Raw genomic sequence first — 18,803 nt, 5'->3', positions numbered from 1 at the left:
ACCTGCTCAGGGCGTTACTCCCCCGTTGCCTTGGCGATGATCTCCCTCGCGACGCTCTGCGGAACCTCGGCGTAGGAGTCGAACTGCATGCTGTAGCTAGCCCGGCCCTGGGTCTTCGACCGCAGGTCGCCGACGTAGCCGAACATCTCCGACAACGGCACCAGAGCCTTGACGATGCGGGCGCCACTGCGCTCCTCCATCGCCTGGATGATGCCGCGGCGGGAGTTGAGGTCACCGATGACGTCACCCATGTTCTCCTCAGGAGTGGTGACTTCAACGGCCATCATCGGCTCGAGCAACGCGGGATCGGCCTTGCGGGCCGCGTCCTTCATCACCATCGAGCCGGCGATCTTGAATGCCATTTCCGACGAGTCGACCTCGTGGTACTGGCCGTCCAGCAGGGTCAGCTTCACGCCGACCAGCGGGAAGCCCGCCAGGATGCCGTACTGCAGCGCGTCCTGCGCACCGGCGTCCACCGACGGGATGAACTCCCGGGGGATCCGGCCGCCGCTGACGGCGTTGGCGAACTCGTAGGTCGGCGAGTCGTTGTCCAGCGGCAGCGGCTCGACGCTCACGATCACGCGGGCGTACTGGCCGGAACCACCGGTCTGCTTCTTGTGGGTGTACTCGACCTTGTCCACCTTGCGGCGGATGGTCTCGCGGTACGCCACCTGCGGCTTGCCGACGTTGGCCTCGACGTTGAACTCGCGGCGCATCCGGTCGACCAGGATGTCCAGGTGCAGCTCACCCATGCCGGAGATGACCGTCTGACCGGTCTCCTCGTCCAGCTGGACGCGGAAGGTCGGGTCCTCCTCGGCCAGGCGCTGGATGGCGGTGCCCAGCTTCTCCTGGTCGGACTTGGTCTTCGGCTCGATCGCCACCGAGATGACCGGCTCCGGGAAGGTCATCGACTCCAGGATCACCGGGTTCGCCGGGTCGGAGAGCGTGTCGCCGGTGGTGGTCTGCTTGAGACCCTGCACGGCGATGATGTCGCCGGCCTGCGCCGACGGACGCTCTTCGCGCTTGTTGGCGTGCATCTGGTAGATCTTGCCGATGCGCTCCTTGCGGTCCTTGGTGGAGTTGACCACCTGGGAACCGGAATCGAGCGTGCCGGAGTAGACCCGCACGTAGGTGAGCTTACCGAGGTGCTTGTCCGTCTGGATCTTGAACGCCAGGCCGGAGAAGGGCTCCGAGTTGGACGGCTTCCGCAGCAACGGGGTCTCACCGTCGGTGGCCGTACCCTCGATCGCCGGAACGTCGAGCGGCGACGGCAGGAAGTCGACAACGGCGTCGAGCATGGGCTGAACGCCCTTGTTCTTGAACGCCGAGCCGCAGAGCACCGGGTTGGCCTTGCCGGCGATGGTGGCACGCCGAATGGCGGCCTTGATCTCCTCGACGGAGACCTCCTCGCCTTCCAGGTACTTCTCCATCACCGAGTCGTCGACGTCGGCCAGGGTCTCCATCAGCTTCTCGCGCCACTCGGCAGCGGAGTCGGCCAGCTCGGCCGGGATCTCCTCGACCGCGTAGTCCTCACCCTTCTGGGTCTCCCCACGCCAGGTGAGCGCGCGCATGCCGATCAGGTCGACGACACCGATGTGGTCACCCTCGAGCCCGATCGGGATCTGGAGCACCAGCGGGGTGGCGTTCAACCGGTCGATCATCATCTGCACGCAGCGGAAGAAGTCGGCGCCGGTCCGGTCGAGCTTGTTGACGAAGCACATCCGCGGGACGTTGTACTTGTCGGCCTGCCGCCAGACGTTCTCCGTCTGCGGTTCCACGCCGGCGACACCGTCGTAGACCGCGACGGCACCATCCAGGACCCGCAACGACCGCTCGACCTCGACCGTGAAGTCGACGTGGCCGGGCGTGTCGATGATCTGGATCGTGTGGTCTTTCCACTCACACTTGGTAGCAGCGGAGGTGATGGTGATACCACGCTCCTGCTCCTGCTCCATCCAGTCCATGACGGCAGCGCCCTCGTGGACCTCACCGATCTTGTACGTGATGCCGGTGTAGAACAGGATCCGCTCGGTGGTCGTGGTCTTACCGGCATCGATGTGCGCCATGATGCCGATGTTGCGTACCTTGGCGAGCGCGTCTGCGGCGGCCACTTCAATCCCTACTTATCGTCGTCTCGACACAACTGGTGGCGGTTCCGGCGCCCGGAGGCGCCGGAACCAGGGTGTTACCAGCGGTAGTGCGCGAAGGCCTTGTTCGACTCGGCCATCTTGTGCGTGTCCTCGCGCCGCTTGACGGCGGCACCGAGGCCGTTGCTCGCGTCCAGCAGCTCGTTCATCAGCCGCTCGACCATGGTCTTCTCACGCCGCGCGCGAGAGTAGGTGACCAGCCAGCGCAGGCCCAGGGTGGTCGCCCGGGTCGGGCGGACCTCGACCGGCACCTGGTAGGTGGCGCCACCGACACGACGGCTACGCACCTCGAGGGTCGGCTTGACGTTGTCCATCGCCCGCTTGAGGGTGACGACCGGGTCGGTGCCGGACTTCTCGCGGCAGCCCTCGAGGGCCGCGTACACGATGGTCTCGGCGAGCTGACGCTTGCCGCGCAGCAGGATCTTGTTCACCAGCTGGGTGACCAGCGGCGAGTTGTACACCGGGTCAGCGACCAGTGGCCGCCGCGGAGCGGGTCCCTTACGCGGCATGTCAGCTCTTCTCCTTCTTCGCGCCGTAACGGCTGCGCGCCTGCTTGCGGTTGCGGACACCCTGGGTGTCCAGCGAACCGCGAACGATCTTGTAACGCACGCCGGGGAGGTCCTTCACCCGGCCACCACGCACGAGCACGATCGAGTGCTCCTGGAGGTTGTGACCGACGCCCGGGATGTAGGCCGTCACCTCGATCTGGCTGCTGAGCTTCACGCGAGCGACCTTGCGCAGCGCCGAGTTCGGCTTCTTCGGGGTGGTGGTGTACACGCGGGTGCACACGCCGCGCCGCTGAGGGGAACCCTTCAGCGCCGGGGTCTTGGTCTTGGTCGTCTTCGCCTGGCGGCCCTTTCGGACCAGCTGCTGGATCGTGGGCACCGGGTTTCTCCGCTCCCTTCGGCCGCATTCGCGGCCGCGCCGTCTGCTCGTTAGCCGGCCTGCTGACCGGCTCTCCTACATTCCGACCTGGGCCACCTGACGGAGGCCCCGGCACCCGCGGTCGGGCGTGTCGCCTCTCCGCGGTCCCGTTGCGGACGCTTGCGCGTGCGATCGGGTTTGTGTCACCGGCGCGCGGGTCGCCCCGCCCCGGATCCTTGGCTTGTCGTGCCGCCGTCCGGGATCCGGAAACAGCGCACGCACGAGTTGCCCGGGCATGCCCGGGCACAAGGGGAAAGAGTACCTACCACAACCGCCCAGGTCAAAACGGAAGGGTCCGGCGACTGTCGTACACCCGCCGGCCGAATCTCGTCCTGCCCCGTCGCCCGCGATGGGCACCTACAGACACAAGTGTACCGGCTCCCCCGCGGGACCACCCGTCGGCCCCGGGCCGGGCAGCGGCAAGCGGGCAGAAACGGGTCGAGCGCCGAGACCAGCCTCAGGTCAGGGTGAGCAGCAGCGCGAGGCCGAGACCCAGGAGGCTGAGCAGTGCCCCCGCCGCGCCACAACTGATTCCGGCCACCGCAAGCCCCCGCCCGGTGAACCGGACCGCAGGGGGCGCGGCCGGACGACGGATCTGCCGCCGGCCGAGCAGACCGATGACGACCGCTCCCACGCCGGCCAGCAACCCGAGGGCGGCGAACGCTCCGGAAGCCCAGGCCCCGCCATCGTTCGCGAAGGCCACTCCGAAGCAGATCACCAGCAACGACACCAGGATCGACGCGATGCCGGCCACCAGGGATCCGATGGCCAGTCCCGACGTGACCGGGGCCACCTCCAGGTGTACGACCCCGAACGGGGTGCCCGGCACCGCCTCCACCCGTTTCGGCGGCAGGTGCTGGGCGTCGGTGGGTGGCGGAACCGGATGACCCGGCATTCCGGGCCAACCGGGTGTGGAACCGGGCGACGGCGGACCCCAACCCGACATACCGGACGACGGCGGACCCCAACCCGGCCCAGACTGCGGCGGACCCCAACCCGCCGGCACACCAGACTGCGGCGGACCCCACCCGTAGGGCACGGCAGCCCCAGGCTGCGGCGGACCCCAACCCGGCGGTGCCGGGGTGGGCACCCCGGCGACCGGGTACGGCTGGCCGGCGTCGGGCGGACTGGTCGGACCCCAGCCGGGCTGCGGCGCGGCGGAGGTCGGCGTCGCCCAACCCGGCGTGGGCGCGGGTGGCTGCGGCTGGCCGCTCGGGGCCGGTTGGGTGGCCTCGGACGGCGTCAGCTCGGACGACGCCGGCTGGCCGGCCGGCTCGTCGGCAGGGGGCCGCGCCGGATCCGTCACGAGGTCCTCCTGTCGACAAGGCCGCCACCGCCGCGCGGCGGACACCGGCCAGGCTACCGCCGGGGGTGCCGGCGCCAACGCCGGGCGCGGCGGCTCAGTCCATGTTCGCCGGGTAGTCGTGACCGAACGGCGCACCGGCCAACCGCACCACGCCGATCACCACCACGGCCACCACGCTGACGGCGACCAGCACCAGGCCGGTCCAGGCCATCCGCTCCCCCCGCCGCAGCCAGCTGCCGCCGGTCAGGAAACCCCCCGAGGAGTACGCCTCACGTCGCGCCTGCCGCGCCAGTTGCAGTGCCACCGTCGCCGGCACCACCCCGCCGATGAACAGCCCGGTCAGCAGGCCGAGCAGCCCGAGAGCGAAAACCGCCCGAGCCTTCGTGGCGCGGGCCGGATCCGGGTCCAACGGGTGGCGCAGGCCCTGCTGCGCGACGGACACCTGCCCGGGTGCGGTCGTCATCCCCCCATCATGCCGAACTCGGCCCAGGGGTGGGTGGGCACGGACACGACGAGGCCCCCGGCTTTCACCGGGGGCCTCGTCGTGTGACTGGTGCTTAGCGGTACGACCCGAAGTCGAAGTCGTCCAGCGGCACGGCCTGCCCGCTGGCCGGCCCGAAGCCGTAGTCGGTCTCCGGGTACCCGGTCATCGAGTAGACCTTGGCCTTGGCCTCCTCGGTCGGCTCGACCCGGACGTTGCGGTACTTGCTGATGCCCGTACCGGCCGGGATGAGCTTTCCGATGATCACGTTCTCCTTGAGGCCGACCAGCGAGTCGCTGCGCGAGTTGATCGCAGCGTCGGTCAGCACCCGGGTGGTCTCCTGGAAGGAGGCCGCCGAGAGCCAGGAGTCGGTGGCCAGCGAGGCCTTGGTGATACCCATGAGCACCGGACGACCGGCGGCGGGCTCGCCGCCCTCCGAGACGAGCCGGCGGTTCTCCGACTCGAACAGCGCCCGGTCGACGAGCACACCCGGCAGGAACTCGGTCGAGCCGGAGTCGATGACCGTCACCCGCTTGAGCATCTGGCGGATGATGATCTCGATGTGCTTGTCGTGGATGAGCACACCCTGCGAGCGGTAGACCTCCTGGACCTCACTGGTCAGGTGGACCTGGACCGCCCGCGGACCCATGATCCGCAGAAGCTCGTGCGGGTCGATGGTGCCCTCGGTCAGCTTCTCGCCGACCGCGACGTGACCGCCGTCGTGGGTACGGAGCTTGACCCGCTTCGAGATCTTGTCGTAGACGATCTCTTCGCTGCCGTCGTCCGGCACCACGATGATCTTCCGCGAGCGCTCGCCGTCCTCGATCCGGATCCGACCCGGGGTGTCGGCGATGGGCGCCTTACCCTTCGGGACCCGAGCCTCGAAGATTTCCTGCACACGGGGCAGACCCTGGGTGATGTCCTCACCAGCGACACCACCGGTGTGGAAGGTACGCATCGTCAGCTGCGTACCGGGCTCACCGATGGACTGGGCGGCGATGATGCCGACCGCCTCGCCGATGTCGACCGACTTGCCGGTCGGCAGCGACCGGCCGTAGCAGGCCGCGCAGACGCCCAGCTTCGACTCACAGGTGAGCACGCTGCGCACCCGGACCGTCTCCACGCCAGCGGCGACGATCTTGTCGACCCCGATGGAGTTGATGTCCTGACCGCGCTCGGCGACCACGGTGCCGTCCGGCCCCTTGATGTCGTCGGCCAGGGTCCGGGCGTGCACGCTGGTCTCGGCGTGGGTGTGGACGACGAGCTTGCCGTCGAGCTTCTCGCCGATCTGCATCGGGATCGCCCGGTCGGTGCCGCAGTCCTCCTCGCGGATGATGACGTCCTGCGAGACGTCCACCAGACGACGGGTCAGGTAACCCGAGTCGGCGGTCCGCAGCGCGGTGTCGGCGAGACCCTTACGGGCACCGTGCGTGGAGATGAAGTACTCCAGCACGGACAGACCCTCCCGGTAGCTGGCCTTGATCGGCCGCGGGATGATCTCGCCCTTCGGGTTGGCCACCAGACCGCGGATCGCGGCGATCTGCCGGAGCTGCAGCAGGTTACCGCGAGCACCCGAGTTGATCATCTTCCACAGTGGGTTCTCCTGCGGCAGCGCGGTGTCCATCTCCTTGGCGACCTCGTTGGTCGCCTTGGTCCAGATCGTGATGAGCTCGCCGCGACGCTCCTCGGCGGTCATCAGACCACGCTGGTACTGCTTGTCGATCTGGTCGGCTTCCTTCTCGTACTTCGCCAGGATCTCCGCCTTGCGCGGCGGAGCGATGACGTCCTCCATGCCGATCGTCACGCCGGACCAGGTGGCCCAGTGGAAACCGGCCTCCTTGAGCCCGTCCAGGGTGGCGGCCAGCGCCACCTTGGGGAAGCGCTCGGCGAGGTCGTTGACGATCGCGGAGAGCTGACCCTTGCGGATCTCGTAGTTCACGAAGCGGTAGCCCTGCGGCAGCGTCTCGTTGAACAGCACCCGACCCAGAGTGGTCTCCACGGTCAGCGGGTCACCCTCGACCCAGCCCTCCGGAGCGGTCCACGCCTCGGCGCCGGCGCCGTTGTCGACACCGACCACGCCACGCAGGCGGATCTTCACAGGCGCCTGCAGGTGCAACTCGCCGTTGTCGAAGGCCATCCGCGTCTCGGCGTCCGAGCTGAACGCCCGGCCCTCGCCCTTCTCACCGGCGGTGAGGTGGGTGAGGTGGTACAGGCCGATGACCATGTCCTGGGTCGGCATGGTGACCGGCTTGCCGTCGGCCGGCTTGAGGATGTTGTTCGACGACAGCATCAGGATCCGCGCCTCGGCCTGAGCCTCGGCGGACAGCGGCACGTGCACCGCCATCTGGTCACCGTCGAAGTCGGCGTTGAACGCGGTGCAGACCAGCGGGTGGATCTGGATCGCCTTGCCCTCGACCAGCTGCGGCTCGAAGGCCTGGATGCCCAGGCGGTGCAGGGTCGGCGCGCGGTTCAGCAGCACCGGGTGCTCGCCGATGACCTCTTCCAGCACATCCCACACGACCGGGCGCTGACGCTCGACCATCCGCTTGGCGGACTTGATGTTCTGTGCGTGGTTGAGGTCGACCAGCCGCTTCATCACGAACGGCTTGAACAGCTCCAGCGCCATCTGCTTGGGCAGACCACACTGGTGCAGCTTGAGCTTCGGGCCGACCACGATGACCGAACGGCCGGAGTAGTCGACGCGCTTGCCCAGCAGGTTCTGGCGGAACCGGCCCTGCTTGCCCTTGAGCATGTCGGACAGCGACTTGAGCGGGCGGTTACCCGGACCGGTGACCGGCCGACCACGACGGCCGTTGTCGAACAGCGCGTCGACGGCCTCCTGGAGCATCCGCTTCTCGTTGTTGACGATGATCTCGGGCGCGCCGAGGTCGATCAGCCGCTTGAGGCGGTTGTTCCGGTTGATCACGCGGCGGTACAGGTCGTTCAGGTCCGAGGTCGCGAACCGGCCACCGTCGAGCTGCACCATTGGGCGCAGGTCCGGCGGGATGACCGGTACGCAGTCCAGCACCATGCCGAGCGGCGAGTTGCGGGTGTTCAGGAACGCCGCGACGACCTTGAGTCGCTTGAGCGCCCGGATCTTCCGCTGACCCTTGCCGGACCGGATGGTCTCCCGCAGGCTCTCGGCCTCGGCGTCGAGGTCCATGTTCTGGACCAGCGCCTTGATCGCCTCCGCGCCCATGGAACCGGTGAAGTACTCACCGAACCGGTCGCGCAGCTCGCGGTAGAGCAGCTCGTCGGTGACCAGCTGCTTCGGCTCCAGCTTGCGGAAGGTGTCCAGCACCTCGTCCAGGCGGTCGATCTCGCGCTGGGCCCGGTCGCGGATCTGGCGCATCTCGCGCTCTCCGCCCTCCTTGACCTTGCGCCGGACGTCCGCCTTGGCACCCTCGGCCTCCAGCTCGGCCAGGTCGGCCTCGAGCTTGGCGGCCCGCTTCTCGATCTCCGAGTCGCGGCTGTTCTCGGACTGCCGCTTCTCGGCCAGGATCTCGTTCTCGATCGTCGAGAGGTCACGGTGACGCGACTCCGCGTCCACGCTCGTCACGACGTACGAGGCGAAGTAGATGATCTTTTCGAGGTCCTTGGGGGCGAGGTCCAGCAGGTAGCCCAGCCGGCTCGGCACGCCCTTGAAGTACCAGATGTGGGTCACCGGAGCGGCGAGCTCGATGTGCCCCATCCGCTCACGACGGACCTTGGAGCGAGTCACCTCGACGCCGCAGCGCTCACAGATGATGCCCTTGAACCGGACGCGCTTGTACTTACCGCAGTAGCACTCCCAGTCCCGCTGCGGACCGAAGATCTTCTCGCAGAAGAGCCCGTCCTTTTCCGGCTTCAGGGTGCGGTAGTTGATCGTCTCAGGCTTCTTGACCTCGCCGTGCGACCACTGACGGATGTCGTCGGCGGTGGCGAGACCAATGCGCAGCTCGTCGAAGAAGTTGACGTCGAGCACTATGTCCCCTATGTCGTCGTCTGTACTGCTAATTCTCGGGTGGGGTCGGGAGCCGGCGAGCCGGCCCCCGACCACTCACCTCAGACCTCTTCGACCGAGCTCGGCTCGCGCCGGGACAGGTCGATGCCCAGCTCCTCAGCGGCCCGGAACACCTCGTCGTCGGTCTCGCGCATTTCCAGGGCCACACCGTCGCTGGACAGCACCTCAACGTTGAGGCACAGCGACTGCAGCTCCTTGAGCAGCACCTTGAACGACTCCGGGATGCCCGGCTCCGGGATGTTCTCGCCCTTGACGATGGCCTCGTAGACCTTCACCCGGCCGAGAACGTCGTCGGACTTGATCGTGAGCAGCTCCTGCAGGGCGTACGCGGCGCCGTACGCCTGCATCGCCCAGCACTCCATCTCACCGAAACGCTGACCACCGAACTGCGCCTTACCACCCAGCGGCTGCTGCGTGATCATCGAGTACGGACCGGTCGAACGAGCGTGGATCTTGTCGTCGACCAGGTGGTTGAGCTTCAGGATGTAGACGTAACCGACCGCGATCGGGTCCGGCAGCGGCTCGCCGGAACGACCGTCGAACAGCTGCGCCTTGCCGGTACGGCCGATCAGCTGCTTGCCGTCCCGGTTGGGCAGGGTCGACTCGAGCAGACCGGAGATCTCCTCCTCGCGGGCACCGTCGAAGACCGGGGTGGCCACATTGGTGTCCCCCTCGGACTCGTGCGCGTCGATCGAGCGGAGCTGACGCTTCCAGTCGGTGTCGTCGCCCTCGACCTTCCAACCGGTCTTGGCGACCCAACCGAGGTGGGTCTCCAGCACCTGGCCGATGTTCATCCGGCTCGGCACACCGAGCGGGTTGAGCACGATGTCGACCGGGGTGCCGTCCTCCAGGAACGGCATGTCCTCGATCGGCAGGATCTTCGAGATGACACCCTTGTTGCCGTGCCGGCCGGCGAGCTTGTCGCCGTCCTGGATCTTGCGCTTCTGGGCGACGTAGACCCGGACCAGCTCGTTGACACCCGGCGGCAGCTCGTCGCCGTCCTCGCGGGAGAACGTGCGCACACCGATGACCGTGCCGGTCTCGCCGTGCGGCACCTTCAGCGAGGTGTCCCGAACCTCACGCGCCTTCTCACCGAAGATCGCGCGGAGCAGGCGCTCCTCCGGGGTCAGCTCGGTCTCACCCTTGGGCGTGACCTTGCCGACCAGGATGTCGCCGGGAACGACCTCGGCACCGATCCGGATGATGCCGCGCTCGTCGAGGTCGGCGAGCATTTCCTCGCTGACGTTCGGGATGTCGCGGGTGATCTCCTCCGGGCCGAGCTTGGTGTCCCGAGCGTCGACCTCGTGCTCCTCGATGTGGATCGAGGTGAGCACGTCCTGCTGCACGAGGCGCTGCGACAGGATGATCGCGTCCTCGTAGTTGTGACCCTCCCAGCACATGAACGCCACCAGCAGGTTGCGTCCGAGTGCCATCTCGCCCTCGTCGGTGCACGGACCGTCGGCGATGACCTGACCGGCCTCGACGCGGTCGCCCTCGAAGACGACCGGCTTCTGGTTGACGCAGGAGCCGGCGTTGGAGCGGCGGAACTTGTGCAGCAGGTACGTCCGGCGGTGGCCGTCATCCTGGTGGATGGTGACGTAGTCGGCGCAGAGATCCTCGATCACACCGCCGACCTCGGCGACAACCACGTCGCCAGCGTCGACCGCGGCCCGGTACTCCATGCCCGTACCCACGAGCGGCGCCTCGGCCTTGACCAGCGGCACCGCCTGGCGCTGCATGTTCGCGCCCATCAGTGCCCGGTTGGCGTCGTCGTGCTCGAGGAACGGGATCATGGCGGTCGCGACCGAGGTCATCTGCCGGGGCGAGACGTCCATGTAGTCGACGGCACCGGGGATGACGTCCTCGGTCTCGCCGCCCTTACGACGGCAGAGCACCCGGTCCTCGGCGAACGTGCCGTCAGCCTTCAGGCGCGCGTTGGCCTGGGCCTTGACGAACCGGTCCTCCTCGTCCGCGGTCAGGTAGTCGATCTGGTCGGTGACCCGACCCTCGACGACCTTCCGGTACGGCGTCTCGATGAAGCCGAACGGGTTGACCCGGGCGAAGGTGGACAGCGCGCCGATCAGGCCGATGTTCGGGCCTTCCGGCGTCTCGATCGGGCACATCCGGCCGTAGTGGGACGGGTGCACGTCGCGGACCTCGAAGCCGGCCCGCTCCCGGGACAGACCACCCGGGCCGAGCGCGCTCAGCCGGCGCCGGTGGGTGAGACCCGCCAGCGGGTTGGTCTGGTCCATGAACTGGGACAGCTGAGACGTCCCGAAGAACTCCTTGATCGCCGCCACCACCGGGCGGATGTTGATCAGGGTCTGCGGGGTGATCGCCTCGACGTCCTGCGTGGTCATCCGCTCGCGGACGACCCGCTCCATCCGGGACAGGCCGACCCGGACCTGGTTCTGGATCAGCTCACCCACGGTACGCAGGCGCCGGTTGCCGAAGTGGTCGATGTCGTCGGCCTCGTAGCCGTCCTCACCGGCGTGCAGCCGGCAGAGGTATTCCACGGTGGCGACGATGTCGTCCTCGGTCAGCGTGCCGGTGGTGATCGGCACGGCGACTTCGAGCTTCTTGTTGAACTTGTAGCGCCCGACCTTGGCGACGTCGTACCTCTTCGGGTTGAAGAAGAGGTTGTCGAGCAGGGTCTGGGCGTTCTCGCGCGTCGGCGGCTCGCCAGGGCGCAGCTTGCGGTAGATGTCGAGCAGGGCCTCGTCCTGGCCGGCGATGTGGTCCTTCTCGAGCGTGGTCATCAGCAGCTCGGACCAGCCGAACTTCTCACGGATCCGCTCGGCCGACCAGCCGATGGCCTTGAGCAGGACGGTGACGGCCTGCCGACGCTTGCGGTCGATGCGTACGCCGACCGTGTCGCGCTTGTCGATGTCAAACTCCAGCCAGGCACCCCGACTCGGGATGACCTTGACGCTGGAGAGGTCGCGGTCGGAGGTCTTGTCCGGCTGCTTGTCGAAGTACACGCCCGGGGACCGGACGAGCTGGCTGACCACGACACGCTCGGTGCCGTTGATGACGAAGGTGCCCTTGGGCGTCATCATCGGGAAGTCACCCATGAACACCGTCTGGCTCTTGATCTCGCCAGTGGTGTTGTTGGTGAACTCCGCGGTCACGAAGAGCGGAGCGCAGTAGGTCAGGTCCTTCTCCTTGCACTCCTCGATCGAGGCCTTGACCTCGTCGAAGCGCGGCGCCGAGAAGGAGAGCGACATGGTGCCGGAGAAGTCCTCAATGGGACTGATCTCTTCAAGGATCTCCGCGAGACCCGAGCGTGCGTGCGGGTCGTCCGCCGACCGGCCCTGCCAAGCCTCGTTGCCCACGAGCCAGTCGAAGGACTCGTTTTGAATGGCAAGGAGGTTGGGGACCTCGAGGTGTTCGGTGATCCTGCCGAATGAAACTCGGCGGGGAGCGAATGCGCTCGACGTACGACTGGTCTTCGCAGGGCGGGAAGCTGCCAAGATGCGTCCTTCCGAGGACCGGTGCTGCAGAACGGCTGGTACGCGTGCACTCCAATGACCCCACCAGAAATATCCGTAAACGGACATTTCCGAGCAGGGGTCAAGTCGGAAGGCAGCGCAAACTAGCAGTGTAGCCGAGAGGCTAACCGCTGTCCAGCCCACCCCGCAGGTCGTTTGCGGAACGTGCCTCGGCCCCCGTAAACCGGGGTCTGCCGGGCCGCTCAGAACGCAACGTCCCCACTGGGCCGCTCAGGTCGACGCGGCCGATGGTGCCGCCGCTGTCATACCCACGTCGTGGCCGTCGCAAGCGCGGTGTCTTGCTGGTGCCAGCGTGCCTGGCAGCCCGGGGCCGCGTCAAGGGCCGGTATCCGGGTCGGCTCTTCTTTCCCACTGGAGGGCGACCCGCCAGGCGCGTCCGGATCGACAGGTGCGGCCATCGGTGCCCAGCTCAGGGGCAGGTCGGCTCCGGAACCACAAACACGGCGGGCGGCGATCCGTGTCGGATCACCGCCCGCCGCGACGCGATCGTGTCCCGGCTCACGAGCCAGGTACGCGCAGGTGGAGCTCAGGTCACTTGAGGGTGACCTTGGCGCCCTCACCCTCGAGCTTGGCCTTCGCCTTGTCGGCGGTCTCCTTGTTGACCTTCTCCAGGATGGCCTTCGGCGCGGACTCGACCGCGTCCTTGGCCTCCTTGAGGCCCAGGCCGGTCAGCTCACGCACGACCTTGATGACCTGGATCTTCTTGCCGCCGTCAGCCTCGAGGATGACGTCGAACTCGTCCTTCTCCTCCTCGACCGGGGCAGCAGCGGCGCCGCCGCCACCACCCTGGGCGATCGCGACCGGAGCCGCGGCGGTGACCTCGAAGGTCTCCTCGAACTGCTTCACGAACTCAGAGAGCTCGATCAGCGTCATCTCCTTGAACGCGTCGAGCAGCTCGTCGGTGCTGAGCTTCGCCATATCTGGCGTCCTTTCCTGATTCTGTTAAGTAAGAACTGGTGCGCCGTGGGGGCCTCAGGCCGCCTCGGCGCCCTCCTTCTCGCGCTTGTCCTGCAGTGCGGCCGCCAGACGTGCGGTCTTCGACAGCGGAGCCTGGAACAGGGCCGCGGCCTTGCTCAGGTTGCCCTTCATCGCGCCGGCCAGCTTGGCCAGCAGCACCTCGCGGGACTCCAGGTCGGCAAGCTTCGTGACCTCGGCCGCGGAAATGGCCTTGCCCTCGAAGACACCGCCCTTGATGACGAGCTTCGGGTTGGCCTTCGCGAAGTCGCGAAGCCCCTTCGCCGCCTCGACGACGTCGCCCGAAACGAAAGTCAGCGCGGTAGGACCGGTGAACAGCTCGTCGAGGCCGGTGATGCCCGCGTCCGTCGCAGCACGCTTCGCCAGCGTGTTCTTCGCGACCGTGTAGCTGGTCTCGGCGCCGAGCGAGCGCCGAAGCTGGGTGAGCTGGGAAACCGTCAGACCGCGGTACTCGGTCAGCACGGTGGCGCCCGAGCTGCGGAAGCTCTCGGTCAGCTCAGCGACGGCCGTGGCCTTGTCGGCCCGAATCGGCTTGTCCGCCATGTCCCTCCTCTCTCGTTACTCGAGGCTGGTCCCCGTCACAGCCGAAGCCGGAACGGGGGCGGAGGCAGCACGACAACGAAAAAGCCCCGGCGCAGGGCGCACGGGGCGAGGGCCGGTGGATCAACACAGTCGGCGGACCATGTCTCACTGCCGAGTTACGCTTGCCGCCCTACGCGGGTCGCCCGTTGTCGCGGGACCTTCGACCGTGCCGGAGCACGGTGACCAGCGGTCTTTGGGTGGTTCCTCATCCATGAGAGCACGGATGACGGTTGAAGACTACGCGCCCCGGCCACCAGCACCAAATCGCGCCTGGTGAGCCACGTCACCGACGCCGGCGCCGGTCAGCCGTGAGCCCGCCGCCGCCACAGGTAGCCGCCGACGACCGCGGCGCTCCAGGCCAGCGCCCACCCGGTCAGCCCCAGCAGGGTGAGCGCCGTGGCGTGGCTCGCGGTGGCGCGGGCGGCGGCCATGATCGGCGGTGCCAACCAGGGCGCCACCGAATCGCTCAGGCCGAACACCACCGCGCCGACACCGCCGAGGGTCAGCACCGCGACGCCGTACGCGGCACCGCCCACCGACGCGCGGCTGGCCAGCGCACCGAGGGCGACAGCGGCGGGTACGGCGAGCAGGTGCGCCCACAGCCCCAGCGCGATCCCGACCGGGATCGACCGGTCCCCCGGCTCCACCGGGCCGGTGACCCCGCCGACCAGCCACGGAAAGAGCAGCGCGACGGCCACCGTTGGCAGCGCCGCCACGCCCGCGGCGAGGAGCCCGGCAAGCCGCTCGCGGGCCACCCCGACGGTCACCTGGGCCAGCCGGCGCTGCACGTCCGGCTCGACGTCCAGCAGGATCTTGGTCTGCCAGGCGAGCACCGGGAAGAGCACCACGGCCGAGACGCCGTACGCCTCCGCTGGCTGGGCTCGGCCGCCGCCGTAGAGCGTGCCGAGCACGATGAGGCCGGCGAGCAGCGGCGCCAACGCCCGACCGGTCCGCAGGAGGCCGGCCAGCCGCATCCGTACCAGGGCGATCACCGGGCCTCCTCCGCTGCCTGCTCGACCGTGTGGACGCCCTCGGCGGCCGTGGGCTGTTCGGCTGCCGGCGCACCGTCCGGGCGGGTCGGGGCGGTCGATGCGGGACGAGCCTGCGGTGCGGGGGTGGAGGCGTCGGCGCGTACCCGAAGAATGTGGTGGCCCTCGGCGCGCATCCGGGCGACGGTGCCGGCGACCCGCGCGGTCGGCACCGCGACCTCGACCACCGAGAACGCCTCGTCCGCCGACGACGTCTCCTCGGTCAGTGTCCCATCGGCCACCGACCAGCGGCGCGCGGTCGGCAGCCGGACCGTCTCGCCGCGGTGGTCGCTGACCAGCACGGCACCATCGGCGGCGAGCACCTCGGCGATCAGCTCGGGAACCAGCTCGCGGGTGGCGGCGTCCAGCCCCTCCCACGGCTCGTCGAGCACCAGCAGGCCCGGTGGACGCAGCATCGCCTGGGCGAGGCCCACCTTCTGCGCGGTGCCCTTGGACAGCTCCGGCAGGCGGACCGAACGGAAGGCGGACAACCCGAGCCGGTCGGTCCAGGAGGCCACCGCCTCGTCGGCCGCCGCCGCGCCCAGGCCCGCCGCGCGGGCCATCCCGGTCAGGTAGCGGGTCACGGTGAACGGCTGGTCGGCGGGAAAGCGCTCCGGCACCCAGCCCACCCGTGCCGGACGGTCGGTGACCCGGCCCCGGTCGGGCCGGAGCACCCCCGCGGCCACCTGGAGCAGTGTCGACTTGCCGGCCCCGTTGCGACCCAGAACGACAGCCACCTCACCCGGACCGATCCGCACGTCCACGCCGTGCAGCACCCACGGCCCACGCCTGTGGTACCGCAACCAGACGTTCTCCAGCCGCATAGGGATAGAGGGTGCCACACCTTAGGGCCTGTTTCATAAGGACTGGCCGGCCTGCGGCGGGCCCGGACGACGACCGGCGGCGTTGCGGTTTCGTCCGGATACAACACCGGTATCCGGACGAAACCGCGCCTTGCCGGACCGCCGCCCGGCCTCCGCCTCGGCTCGACCGCCCTCATGAAACAGGCCCTGGACGCCAAGGGGCGCCGCCACGATCGTGGCGGCGCCCCGGTGGAGCAGATTGTCGCTCAGCCCTCGGCGGGGTCTCCGGTGAGGTTCTTGACCAGGTTGGGGTCGACCGGAACACCCGGGCCCATCGTGGAGGTCACGATGACCTTGCGGAGGTACTTGCCCTTGGCCGCGGACGGCTTGGCACGCAGCACCTCGTCGAGCACCGCAGCGTAGTTCTCTACCAGCTGGCTCTCCGTGAAGGAGGCCTTACCGATGATCAGGTGCAGGTTGGAGTGCTTGTCCACCCGGAAGGTGATCTTGCCGCCCTTGATGTCCTGCACCGCCTTGGTGACGTCCATGGTCACCGTGCCGGTCTTCGGGTTCGGCATGAGACCGCGCGGGCCCAGGATCCGCGCGATCCGGCCGATCTTGGCCATCTGGTCCGGCGTGGCGATAGCCGCGTCGAAGTCGAGCCAACCACCCTGGATCCGGGCGACCAACTCGTCGGTGCCCACCTCGTCCGCACCCGCGGCAGCGGCCTCTTCGGCCTTCGCGCCGCTGGCGAACACGATCACGCGGGCGGTCTTACCGGTGCCGTGCGGCAGGTTGACCACACCGCGGACCATCTGGTCCGCCTTGCGGGGGTCGACGCCGAGGCGCATGGCGACCTCGACCGTGGCGTCGAACTTGACGTTGGTGGTCTCCTTGGCCAGCTTCACGGCCTCGGCGGGGGTGTAGAGCTTCGACCGGTCGATGACATCGGCGGCCTTGCGGTAGCTCTTGCTGCGCTGCATTGCTGATTACTCCTGTGGTCTCTGGCGGGCCGCTCGGCGCGGGCCCTCCCACGGTCGGATCGACGGCCTGGGCCGACGTCAGTCGTTGACGGTGATACCCATCGACCGGGCGGTGCCGGCGATGATCTTCTCGGCCTGGGCCAGGTCGTTGGCGTTGAGGTCGGCCATCTTCTTCTCGGCGATCTCACGCAGCTGGGCGCGGCTGACCGAGCCGACCTTCTCGGACTGCGGAACACCCGAACCCTTCTGCACACCGGCAGCCTTGATCAGCAGCCGGGCAGCGGGCGGGGTCTTCAGCACGAACGTGAAGGACCGGTCCTCGTACACGCTGATCTCGGCGGGAACGATGTCGCCCCGCTGGGACTCGGTCTGCGAGTTGTAGGACTTGCAGAACTCCATGATGTTCACGCCGTGCTGGCCCAGCGCGGGGCCGACCGGCGGCGCCGGCGTGGCCTGGCCCGCCGGCAACTGAAGCGTGAACGTCTTGACGAGCTTCTTCTTCGGAGGCATGTCACTTCCTGGGGCTTGGAGCTGGGAAAATGCGGCTGTCGCCGCCCTCGGAACGCGCACGGTCAGCGCGGTGCGACAGCGGCGACATTCAAGAGTAGCGCAGGCCGCAGCCCACTCGTCCGCCGAGGTCGAGCGGGAGGGCGTACGCCGCCGTCGGCGGCGGGTCGGACCCGCCGCCGACGACCAATCAGATCTTGGCGACCTGGTTGAAGTTGAGCTCCACCGGCGTCTCGCGACCGAAGATCGACACCAGCACCTTGAGCTTCTGCTGGTCGGCGTTGATCTCGCTGATCGTGGCCGGCAGCGACGCGAACGCGCCGTCGGTGACGGTGACGGAGTCGCCCACCTCGAAGTCGAGGACCTTGATCTCCGGCTTCGACTTCTTCTGCTCGGTCTCGACGGCCGGCGCCAGCCACTTCAGCACCTCGTCGAGCGAGAGCGGAGCCGGCCGGTCGGCCCGGTCGGTCGCACCGACGAAGCCGGTCACACCCGGGGTGTTCCGGACACACGAGTACGACTCGGCGGTCAACTCCATCCGGACCAGGATGTAGCCCGGGAAGACCTTGGCCTGGATCTGCGAACGCTTGCCGTTCTTGACCTCGACCTCTTCCCGAGTCGGCACCTCGACCTGGTAGATGAAGTCCTCCATGTCGAGGCTCGTGATCCGGGTCTCGAGGTTGGTCTTGACCTTGTTCTCGTACCCGGCGTACGAGTGCACGACGTACCAGTCACCCGGCGCGTAGCGCAGCTTCTGCCTCAACTCGGCGACGGGGTCGAAATCCTCGTCCGGCGCGGGCTCGGTCGTGGGGAACTCCGGCTCGCTGGCGGCCTCAACCGACTCGTCACCAGCCGCCGTCGCGACCGCGGACTGCTCGTCCACGGGTCCGGCGGTCTCGTCGTACTCAGGCACGCTCGCTCACTTCCATCACTATCGGCTGGAGGCAGCCGGTCAGTCCGAGTTGCCAAAGACAAACAACACGACCTTGGCGAAGCCGAAGTCCAGCACACCCACGATCGTCAGCATCACCGCGACGAACGCCACCACCACGGCGGTGTAGGTCAGCAACTCCTTGCGGGTCGGCCAGATGACCTTACGCAGTTCGGCTACGACCTCGCGGAAGAACCGGGCGATGCGACCGAACACGCCCACCCGACCCGTTTCCGACCGCGTGGTCGGCCGGCTGTCCGCCGACTCCGCCCGGGCACGGGACCGCGTGGCGGTGCCTCCCCGGGAAACCGGCTCGTCCGCGCTGGAGGCGTCGTCGTCGGCAACCTCGTCGACGACATCGTCGTCCAGACGATCGTCGCCGGCGTCCTCGCCGCGCCGCTTGTTGTCGGCCACTTCGCCCTCCGTCGCGGAATCTGGGGTCGCACGCCGAGTGGCGTACGCGGCGCTGGTCACGCCGGCCGGACCCAACCGTCCCGCGACGGGCCGCGGCCGGTGGATCATCCGGAGGGCCCGATTGCCTCGGAACCACCCCGCCGATTCCACCACCACGGGCCGGACGCCGCCAGGCTGGCGGCGCGACCCACGGGAACGGTCAGGCCT

Annotated in this window: 15 protein-coding genes; all 15 read right to left on the bottom strand. The window is 68.4% G+C overall.

Annotation, left to right across the window (positions count from 1 at the left end; genetic code table 11):
• Positions 1–14 precede the first annotated feature (14 nt).
• The 15 genes from fusA to secE all read right to left on the bottom strand — a co-directional run bounded on the left by fusA (position 15) and on the right by secE (position 18,596).
• Entirely contained in the window at positions 15–2,111 is a 2,097-nt protein-coding gene (gene fusA, locus AB0O48_RS08250; RefSeq protein ID WP_357253577.1) for an elongation factor G, read from the bottom strand.
• A 74-nt stretch (positions 2,112–2,185) separates the two neighbouring features.
• Entirely contained in the window at positions 2,186–2,656 is a 471-nt protein-coding gene (rpsG, locus tag AB0O48_RS08245) for a 30S ribosomal protein S7 (protein ID WP_030489583.1), read from the bottom strand.
• 1 nt (position 2,657) lies between these two features.
• Positions 2,658–3,032: a 30S ribosomal protein S12 gene (rpsL, locus tag AB0O48_RS08240; RefSeq protein ID WP_007465318.1), complete on the bottom strand. Its 375-nt coding sequence runs from the start codon at positions 3,030–3,032 to the stop codon at positions 2,658–2,660.
• Between the two features lie 496 nt (positions 3,033–3,528).
• The gene (locus AB0O48_RS08235; protein WP_357253708.1) at positions 3,529–3,900 is read right to left on the bottom strand and encodes a hypothetical protein; all 372 of its coding nucleotides are present in this window, start codon (positions 3,898–3,900) and stop codon (positions 3,529–3,531) included.
• Between the two features lie 571 nt (positions 3,901–4,471).
• A complete protein-coding gene (locus AB0O48_RS08230; RefSeq protein WP_357253579.1) occupies positions 4,472–4,840 on the bottom strand; it encodes a hypothetical protein in 369 nt (122 codons plus the stop codon).
• Between the two features lie 94 nt (positions 4,841–4,934).
• Positions 4,935–8,822, bottom strand: coding sequence for a DNA-directed RNA polymerase subunit beta' (locus AB0O48_RS08225; RefSeq protein WP_357253581.1), 3,888 nt, complete (start codon positions 8,820–8,822; stop codon positions 4,935–4,937).
• An 80-nt stretch (positions 8,823–8,902) separates the two neighbouring features.
• Positions 8,903–12,334 (bottom strand): DNA-directed RNA polymerase subunit beta, encoded by a 3,432-nt coding sequence (locus AB0O48_RS08220; RefSeq protein WP_357253583.1) that lies wholly within the window; start codon positions 12,332–12,334, stop codon positions 8,903–8,905.
• A 570-nt stretch (positions 12,335–12,904) separates the two neighbouring features.
• Entirely contained in the window at positions 12,905–13,291 is a 387-nt protein-coding gene (rplL, locus tag AB0O48_RS08215; RefSeq protein ID WP_357253585.1) for a 50S ribosomal protein L7/L12, read from the bottom strand.
• Positions 13,292–13,345: 54 nt separating this feature from the next.
• A complete protein-coding gene (gene rplJ / locus AB0O48_RS08210) occupies positions 13,346–13,891 on the bottom strand; it encodes a 50S ribosomal protein L10 (protein ID WP_238645346.1) in 546 nt (181 codons plus the stop codon).
• Between the two features lie 341 nt (positions 13,892–14,232).
• Entirely contained in the window at positions 14,233–14,922 is a 690-nt protein-coding gene (locus AB0O48_RS08205) for a hypothetical protein (RefSeq protein ID WP_357253588.1), read from the bottom strand.
• Positions 14,919–15,782 (bottom strand): ATP-binding cassette domain-containing protein, encoded by an 864-nt coding sequence (locus tag AB0O48_RS08200; RefSeq protein ID WP_357253590.1) that lies wholly within the window; start codon positions 15,780–15,782, stop codon positions 14,919–14,921. Before AB0O48_RS08200 ends, AB0O48_RS08205 begins: the two co-directional genes overlap by 4 nt.
• A 245-nt stretch (positions 15,783–16,027) precedes the next feature.
• On the bottom strand, positions 16,028–16,744 hold the full coding sequence (rplA, locus tag AB0O48_RS08195) for a 50S ribosomal protein L1 (RefSeq protein ID WP_357253592.1): 717 nt from the start codon (positions 16,742–16,744) through the stop codon (positions 16,028–16,030).
• Between the two features lie 78 nt (positions 16,745–16,822).
• A complete protein-coding gene (gene rplK / locus AB0O48_RS08190; protein ID WP_088950247.1) occupies positions 16,823–17,254 on the bottom strand; it encodes a 50S ribosomal protein L11 in 432 nt (143 codons plus the stop codon).
• A 187-nt stretch (positions 17,255–17,441) separates the two neighbouring features.
• Positions 17,442–18,164 carry a transcription termination/antitermination protein NusG gene (gene nusG, locus AB0O48_RS08185; RefSeq protein WP_357253594.1) on the bottom strand — a complete coding sequence of 241 codons (723 nt, stop codon included), beginning with the start codon at positions 18,162–18,164 and terminating at the stop codon, positions 17,442–17,444.
• Between the two features lie 39 nt (positions 18,165–18,203).
• Positions 18,204–18,596 (bottom strand): preprotein translocase subunit SecE, encoded by a 393-nt coding sequence (gene secE, locus AB0O48_RS08180; RefSeq protein WP_357253596.1) that lies wholly within the window; start codon positions 18,594–18,596, stop codon positions 18,204–18,206.
• Positions 18,597–18,803 lie beyond the last annotated feature (207 nt).

The sequence above is a fragment of the Micromonospora sp. NPDC085948 genome (assembly GCF_040686315.1).
Taxonomy (GTDB): Bacteria; Actinomycetota; Actinomycetes; order Mycobacteriales; family Micromonosporaceae; genus Micromonospora.
The sequence above is the reverse complement of the archived record's forward strand: the minus strand, read 5'-3'. Positions and strand labels throughout refer to the sequence as shown.

Excerpts from the sequence above, each read along its gene's own strand:
- rpsG (WP_030489583.1), bottom strand. The coding sequence starts at position 2,656 with ATGCCGCGTAAGGGACCCGCTCCGCGGCGGCCACTGGTCGCTGACCCG.
- AB0O48_RS08230 (WP_357253579.1), bottom strand. The coding sequence starts at position 4,840 with ATGACGACCGCACCCGGGCAGGTGTCCGTCGCGCAGCAGGGCCTGCGC.
- rplL (WP_357253585.1), bottom strand. The coding sequence starts at position 13,291 with ATGGCGAAGCTCAGCACCGACGAGCTGCTCGACGCGTTCAAGGAGATG.
- rplJ (WP_238645346.1), bottom strand. The coding sequence starts at position 13,891 with ATGGCGGACAAGCCGATTCGGGCCGACAAGGCCACGGCCGTCGCTGAG.
- AB0O48_RS08200 (WP_357253590.1), bottom strand. The coding sequence starts at position 15,782 with ATGCGGCTGGAGAACGTCTGGTTGCGGTACCACAGGCGTGGGCCGTGG.
- rplA (WP_357253592.1), bottom strand. The coding sequence starts at position 16,744 with ATGCAGCGCAGCAAGAGCTACCGCAAGGCCGCCGATGTCATCGACCGG.
- rplK (WP_088950247.1), bottom strand. The coding sequence starts at position 17,254 with ATGCCTCCGAAGAAGAAGCTCGTCAAGACGTTCACGCTTCAGTTGCCG.